Here is a 7,757-nt window from a genome sequence, read left to right as displayed (position 1 = left end):
GAACCACGGATAAGTGGCTGTTTATTGACCATTCACGATTCACGATTGACCATTCACCATTCACCACTTTCACTCCGGTTCCTCTGCCAGATCCGCCGCCAAATGCGTCGTTACCACCAGCACATTTTTTTCCTGCACACTCAATACTTTCACCAGCTTTCCTGCAGCAATAGCTTGCTCATCGGCAGAAACGGCCGGTAATTCCCTTACAGCGCCCTCTATCTTGATATGCACTTCGCCCTGGCCCTGCAGATGCGCAGGCACCGGTACATTCACTTCCCCGATCTTTCCGATGGCCTGCTGTATGTCGAATCCGGGACTGGCTTTTACATGCTGCAGGCTTCGCTGGAGAAACCAGATCAACACAACTGCCAGGGCACCCGCGGCCAGGGAAAGCAGGGAGGCTGTAACCAGCCCGGTGTCCGCAGCAAGCAGAGCCAGGCCTGTCCATCCGGCTACACAACAAAAGGCAATGACATTCCGCACATTCATTAGTTGCGGCGTATAACGGTTCTTTTCTTCTTCACGATGTACCAATGAAAGGATGGTCTGGCTGGCAAAAAGCAGCGAAAACAACAGGGCTAAAGCCCAATATAATTTTTCAGGGGTGCTGAGTTCCTGCCACCAGGACGGGATATCCAGTAGAAGCATGCACGATAGTTTGGTTATAACCGAATATAAAACATTCGGAACAAAAAAAGATCCCGCCGAAGCGGGACCGTATTAAAGCTATTTTAAGCCGGTCTTTATCAGACCAGCATGCGGAGCGGCTCTTCCAGCAGGCTCTTCAGCGTTTGCAGGAAGGCAGCGCCTGTAGCGCCGTCCACCACGCGGTGGTCGCAGCTAAGGGTTACTTTCATTTGATTACCGGGAACAATCTCACCATTCTTCACTACAGGCACCTGGCTGATGCCACCTACTGCCAGGATACAGGCATCCGGTGAGTTGATGATGGCGGTGAATTCATCCACGCCAAACATACCGAGGTTGGAAATGGTGAAAGTGTTGCCTTCCCACTCAGAGGGCTGCAGTTTTTTGTCTTTGGCCTTCTGCGCCAGCTCTTTCACTTCACCGGCGATTTGCGCCAGTCCTTTCGTATCGGCAAAACGGATAACCGGTACCAGCAAACCTTCTTCCACTGCTACGGCCACACCGATGTTTACATGATGGTTCACGCGGATTTTGTCGCCGAGCCAACTGCTGTTGATCGCAGGGTGTTTCTTCAATGCGATCGCACAGGCTTTCAGTACAATATCGTTGAAAGAGATCTTTACTTTGGCGTTTTCATTGATGCGGGCGCGGGCTGCTACGGCTGCGTCCATATCGATCACCATGGTCACATAGAAATGCGGAGCGGTGAACAGGCTTTCGGAGAGGCGCTTGGCAATTACCTTGCGCATTTGCGAAACGGGTACTTCGTCGAAGCTTACCTGACCGGCCGGTGCGGCTGGTGCGCCGGATGATTTCGCAGCAGGAGCGCCTGATGCAGCAGCAGCCTGTTGCGGTGTGTAATTGTCGATGTCGGACTTAACGATACGTCCGTTGTCTCCGCTGCCCTGCACTTTCGCGAGGTCGATGCCTTTGTCGGCAGCCAGGCGACGCGCGAGGGGAGAAGCTTTTACACGGCCGTTTGCGTCAGCAGAACCGGATGCCGTTTCTGTTGCTTCTTCGGCTGCGGGAGCGGCTTCTTTTTCAGTTTTTTCTCCCGATGCTTCGGGACTTTTTCCTTCAGTAGCGGCTGGTACTGCGCCACCACCTTTTACGGCGGCTACGATTGCATCCACATCCACTTTTCCTTCTTCACCGATGATGCAGAGCAGGTCGTTCACCTGGATTTTTTCACCTTTCTGGGCGCCCTGGTACAGCAGCGTTCCGTTTTTGTAGCTTTCCAGCTCCATCGTGGCTTTGTCCGTTTCGATTTCGGCGAGTACATCACCTTTCTTCACGGCATCGCCCACTTTTTTATTCCATCCGGCGATCACCCCTTCGGTCATGGTGTCGCTCAGACGGGGCATCAGTACCACTTCTTCCATTTTGGAAACGTCGGGTAAACTTCCGCCTTTGTCAGCTTTTTCTTCTTTGGGTTGCGCTTCTTTCGGCTTTTCAGCAGGTTTCTCTTCCGGGGCTTCGGCAGGTTTGGCAGCTTCCTGCTTGGCGGGAGCGGCGTTATTGCCTCCCAGCAGTCCTGAGATATCCTCGCCCGCATCGCCTACGATGGCCAGCAGATCGTCCACCTGAAGCTTGCCACCTTTCTCTGTACCAATATGCAACAGAACGCCATCTTTATAGCTTTCGAGCTCCATAGTAGCCTTGTCGGTTTCCACTTCAGCCAGCAGATCTCCTTTTTTTACCGTATCACCTACCTTTTTGTGCCAGGCCGCAATCACACCTTCGGTCATGGTATCACTCAGGCGGGGCATTAATATCTTTTCAGCCATTTACCTTAAAATTTTGGCCGAAATTAAGATAAAATGATGAATTGACCGGGGACTTTCCCTGCATCGTCCGGGGTGTGGCAGGGCTGCCTGATATTTCTGTATTTTCATTTTTCCAAAACAGCACCATGTCCAATTCTGCCATCTCTTTTCCCTATCCCGCCACGCCCGGCAACGTGCCTGCTTCCGCCACGGAAGTTTCTCCCGGTTTCCGCCGCGAGGTGAAAGCTGTGCTGGGGATGATCGTCCTGTTCTTTATCGTTTACCTCCTGTTGCTCGCATTCGGAGCGGCACTGGCGGCCGGTTGCCTGTATCTCGGGTTCGTGTTGTTCACCAGTCTGTCTGGTTTCTGGGGCATCATGGCCGGGCTCGGCATCATTAGTGTAGGCGTACTCGTTTTGTTTTTCCTGGTAAAATTCCTTTTTGCCGTCAACCGGTCCGATATGTCTTCCAGCGTACAGATTACGGAAGAGGAACAGCCGGTACTGTTTGCATTTATACGCAAAGTGGCCGCGGACACCCAGACACAGTTTCCCAAGAAGATCTTTCTTTCGGCAGATGTGAATGCGTCCGTTTCTTATAATTCCAGCTTCTGGAGCATGTTCCTGCCGGTGAAAAAGAACCTGCAGATCGGCCTCGGACTGGTCAACAGCATCAGTATAAGTGAATTCAAAGCAGTACTGGCGCATGAGTTCGGTCATTTCTCGCAACGCAGCATGAAACTTGGCAGTTTTGTGTACCAGGTGAACCGCATCATCTACAACATGCTTTACCAGAACTCGGGTTACGCACAGGTGCTGAACGGACTGGGCAACCTGCATGGCCTGCTGGCGATTTTTACCCATATCACGATAGCGATCGTGCGCAGCATTCAGTGGATCCTGCAACAGATGTATGGATTGATTAATCGCCAGTACAGCAGTCTCTCCCGCGAAATGGAATTTCATGCCGATGCAGTGGCCGCCAGTGTAAGCGGCAGCGAAGCATTGATCACCTCGCTTCGCCGCCTCGAGATCGCCGATACGGCCTACGCCCTCACTATTCAGCATTGCGCCCGCCTGCTCGAGCAAAAGAAAGTCACCCCCAATATTTATCCTAACCAGAAAGCCACACTTGAGGACCTTGCGATCAATTACAAACTGGACATGCAACATGGGCTGCCCGTGTTGACCGATGCATTTCTCGCAGGACTAAAAACCATGCGTGTCAATTACAAAGATCAATGGGCATCGCATCCCTCGCGTGAGGACCGTGAAGCACATTTGCGCAGCCTGAATATAGCAGCAGAAAACGATCCGCAGACAGCCTGGATCCTGTTCGAACGCATGTCTTACTGGCAGGAACAATTGACACAGAAAATATATGCTTCGGCCGATTGTTCGGGCACGCATTCCATCGTCCCATCGGAGTTCAATGAATACCTGGCCACCGAAAGGAATTTATACAGCCTTCCCGCGGAATACAATGGCTATTATGACGGAAGACAACCCGAAGTGCCCGCAGAAGACAATATGCTCTATATACCTGGAACCGCCGCTGGTAAAACAGCTGCAGGTTTATTTGCGCCGGCGTATGCATCGCTGCCCAAAAAAATCACAAACCTGAATGCCGAAACCGCTTTGCTGCGGCAGATGGCGGCAGGTGAAGTAGACGTCAAGACATTTGATTTTGATGGAAAAAAATACAATCGCGCAGAAGCATCGGCGCTCGCAGACGAACTGGTGAAAGAAGAAGAGGAATTGCGACGGCAATTGAAAGCGCACGATCTGCTCGTGGTGCGTTACTTCGTTGAAGTAAGTACTGCAAAAGGTGAATCGCTTGAGGGCGCATACCATGCTTATTTTGCGGATGCACGTCTCGCCGCAGCGTATCTTGATACGCTCAATAAAACATTGAGTTGTCTTCAGCCTGTTTATACCGGCCAAATACAATCGGTGGAAGCGGCCGACAATCTTGCTTTCCAGTTGCGCACGATGCATGAACCAGAGATGAAAAGAATGTTGCAGGCATGGGTGGACAAAGGCGTGTTTACACATGATCCGGCTGCCCGCGAGAATGCGGAACATTTCATTGCAGCCAGTTACCAATACTTCAGCGGCACTGAATTTTTTAATACCGAATTAATCAACCTGCATAAACTCTGCGAATCAAGCTGGCAGGCCGTGAATCAAAGATTATTTGCCAGTCTTAAGCATATTCTCGAAAAACAAACCCGTTTGTTTTCAGAAAATAAAAATGCAGGAACCGCAGCGGTTTAATAATCCACGTTCAGCTTAAGGCGTTCTTTCAGTTCCCTGATCAGCGGATATTGCTCTGTCAGTTTCTGGAATTGCTGACCGGATGATAACGGGATTTCGATTTTTGGCGCGAGGTCTTTGTTTTCCTCCATGGCGATGAAAAGCTGCAGGTTGGCGTTCTGCAATTTTTCTTTGAGAAACTCTGCCACATTCAGCGCATTGGTTTCAATGAAACGAAACTGAATAGGGTCGTTGACTTTTACATAAAAGCTGTTCTCGTCTACCAGTTGCAGTTGCGCCATGTCGAATACACTGCCGGCAGCATTCTTGTTTGCTTTCAGCATTGCGGCATATTCATCCCACTTAGCGCGGAGTTCTTCCATTACCAGCGGGCGGGCCACAATTTCTTTGGCCTCTTCCTGCATGTTTTTGAATTTGCTGCGCATCTGTGCAAGCCCGGAAATTTTTGGACTGGCTGGTTTGGCAGCAGTATTCGCAGACGAAGTAGTTTGCGGTGGCGGAGTGGTTTGTTTTTGTGGTTGCGTTACCGGCGGTGCCGTTTCAACGGTGAGCCGTGCTCCGGTGTTATCATTGGCGGGTGCGGCAGGTTTCCACTCAAATGCTTTTAATGCGCGGAACGGGACGGCTCTTGCGCTGTCAACCCGTTTTTTTTTACTTACCGCGCTGCCATCGGCAGACAGTTCCATGGCTTGTTGCAGGTAACATAGCTTGATGAGTACCAGTTCCACATGCAGGCGCTTGTTGCGCGCCGCTTTGAAACCGATCTCTGCATCGTTGAGAATGTTGAGTGCGCTGATCAATGTACCTGCGGAAATAGTTGCCGCCGTTTCTACATAACGCGATTTAAAACTTTCAACTGTTTCCAACAGGGAAGCGGCTCTTTCATCTTTGCACACGAGCAGGTTGCGCATGAATTCGGCAAGGCCATTCAGCACCAGGTCACCTTCAAAGCCTTTGCGGTTGATGTCGTCGAACAACAACATGGCACCTGCCAGGTCTTGCGACATCATGCAGTTGAGCAGTTTGAAATAATAGTCTGCATCGAGGATGTTGAGATGCTCGAGGGTATTGTTATAGTTCAACTCACCGCCGGTAAAACTTACGATCTTGTCCATGATGCTGAGTGCATCACGCATACAACCTTCGCTCTTTTGCGCGATCACCTGCAAGGCCGCTTTTTCTGCTGTCACATGTTCTTTCTCGCAGATTTCCTGCAGGTGTTCAACGGTATCGTTGGTAGTGATGCGTTTGAAATCGAATATCTGGCAACGGCTCAGGATCGTCGGGAGGATTTTGTGTTTCTCGGTAGTGGCCAGGATGAAGATCGCATAGGAGGGCGGTTCTTCCAGCGTTTTCAGGAACGCGTTGAAAGCGGAAGAACTGAGCATGTGCACCTCATCGATGATATACACTTTGTATTCGCCGGCCTGCGGAGCAAAACGCACCTGTTCTACGAGTGCGCGGATATCATCCACCGAGTTGTTGCTCGCGGCATCGAGCTCATGGATATTCATCGAAGTACCTTCGTTGAACGAAACGCAGGAGTTGCAGGTATTGCACGCTTCCCCTTCTGCCGTGCGGTTTTCGCAGTTGATGGTTTTGGCGAGGATACGCGCGCAGGTTGTTTTACCCACACCCCGCGGACCGCAGAACAAAAAGGCATGCGCCAGTTGTTCCGATTTGATCGCGTTTTTCAGGGTGGTGGTGATATGACTTTGCCCTACAACCGTGTTGAACAATTGCGGGCGGTATTTGCGTGCGGAAACGATGAATTTATCCATGGGAAATGCCTTGTGCTCCGTGTGGGAACGTCAACTGCAAAAATACTTATGTTTTCGGTGTAATCCTTTTTTAAATCGTCGGGTGCGGTTTGAATTCTTTCGACCGGTCAAACAGGTAGCGGTAAGTGGTGAGCTTACGACTGCGGTAAGTGCCCAGCGATTCGGCTACGTTGATCATCTTCGGATTGAATTCACCGATCCATTGCATTTCAAAATCTTCGTAGATCGGTTTGCCGAGAATGTATTGACCGTTTTCTATTTTCAAGCGCTGAATAAGCCGGCAACCTTCCACAATCATATAAGCATCCAGGCCTTTGCCCTGAAACTCAGGTACAATACCGAATACAAGCCCGGTAAATTTATTGACGGGACGCGTTTTCTTGATCCACAAAAATTTCAGCTTGGCCAGCAACCCGAATTTTCCATCCAGGTAGCGGAACCACTGATTAAGATCAGGCAGGTTTACCCATACCGCAACGGGTTCGCCGTTGTAATAAATACACCAGCAGACGCGCTCGTCGATCACGGGTTTCATCGACTGAAACATTTTCACCGCTACTTTTTTCTCTATTGCTTTCATGCCGCCGTGGCCTGCCCATGCTTTATTGTAAACCACGGAAAAATCTTCTGCGAATTTCTCCAGTTGATTTTTTTCAATGTGCTTAGACGTAAAGCCGGGATCGGCGGCGAGTGCCGCGTGGCGTTGATAAAATTTTTCCCCCAGCCGGTCGCCTACTTTCAAGGAGAAGCAGATCTGGTTATAAAAACCACGGAAGCCGTAATTCTCCAGCAGTTCTTTGTAGTAAGGCTGATTATAATTCATTCCGTACAGGGGAGGGTCAAAACCTTCCACGATCAGCCCCCACCAGCGGTCGCGTTCGCCAAAATTGATCGGACCGTCCATGGCCTCCATGCCGCGTTGCATGAGCCAGTGCCGCGCTACATCGAACAGCATATCTGCGGCAGCCTGATTGTTGATGCAATCAAAAAAACCGACGCCGCCAACAGGCACGTCGTCGTTTTTGTTTTTATATTTTTTATTGGTGAATGCGGCGATGCGTCCGATGAGTTTGTGTTGCTCATCGCGCAGGATCCACCGGGTCACTTCACCGTTGCGGAAGGTTTTGTTTTTTGCAGGATCAAACACTTCGTTCACGTCTTTATCGAGTGGCCGGATATAGTTCGGATCTTTGTAGTTGACTTCCACATTCACCTGTATAAAAAGCCGGGCTTCTGCCGGTGACTTTACTTCTGTCAGGTACATAAATCGTTATTGCTGCGGT

At 50.4% G+C, this 7,757-nt stretch carries 5 protein-coding genes; 1 reads left to right on the top strand and 4 read right to left on the bottom strand.

The window, feature by feature from the left end:
* Positions 1-69: 69 nt before the first annotated feature.
* Together H608_RS0112775 and H608_RS0112770 are read right to left on the bottom strand one after the other, a co-directional pair.
* On the bottom strand, positions 70-651 hold the full coding sequence (locus H608_RS0112775; protein WP_028788014.1) for a hypothetical protein: 582 nt from the start codon (positions 649-651) through the stop codon (positions 70-72).
* 98 nt (positions 652-749) lie between these two features.
* Positions 750-2,438, bottom strand: coding sequence for a pyruvate dehydrogenase complex dihydrolipoamide acetyltransferase (locus H608_RS0112770; protein ID WP_028788013.1), 1,689 nt, complete (start codon positions 2,436-2,438; stop codon positions 750-752).
* Between the two features lie 125 nt (positions 2,439-2,563).
* Between H608_RS0112770 and H608_RS0112765 the strand changes: the two genes are divergently transcribed.
* Positions 2,564-4,693 carry a M48 family metallopeptidase gene (locus H608_RS0112765; RefSeq protein WP_028788012.1) on the top strand — a complete coding sequence of 710 codons (2,130 nt, stop codon included), beginning with the start codon at positions 2,564-2,566 and terminating at the stop codon, positions 4,691-4,693.
* Here the strand turns inward: H608_RS0112765 and H608_RS0112760 are convergent.
* A complete protein-coding gene (locus H608_RS0112760; RefSeq protein ID WP_028788011.1) occupies positions 4,690-6,474 on the bottom strand; it encodes a DNA polymerase III subunit gamma/tau in 1,785 nt (594 codons plus the stop codon). The genes H608_RS0112765 and H608_RS0112760 overlap by 4 nt on opposite strands.
* Positions 6,475-6,544: 70 nt before the next feature.
* A complete protein-coding gene (locus tag H608_RS0112755; protein ID WP_028788010.1) occupies positions 6,545-7,738 on the bottom strand; it encodes a hypothetical protein in 1,194 nt (397 codons plus the stop codon).
* Positions 7,739-7,757: the final 19 nt, after the last annotated feature.

Source organism: Terrimonas ferruginea DSM 30193 (genome assembly GCF_000425585.1).
GTDB lineage: Bacteria > Bacteroidota > Bacteroidia > Chitinophagales > Chitinophagaceae > Terrimonas > Terrimonas ferruginea.
The sequence above is the reverse complement of the archived record's forward strand: the minus strand, read 5'-3'. Positions and strand labels throughout refer to the sequence as shown.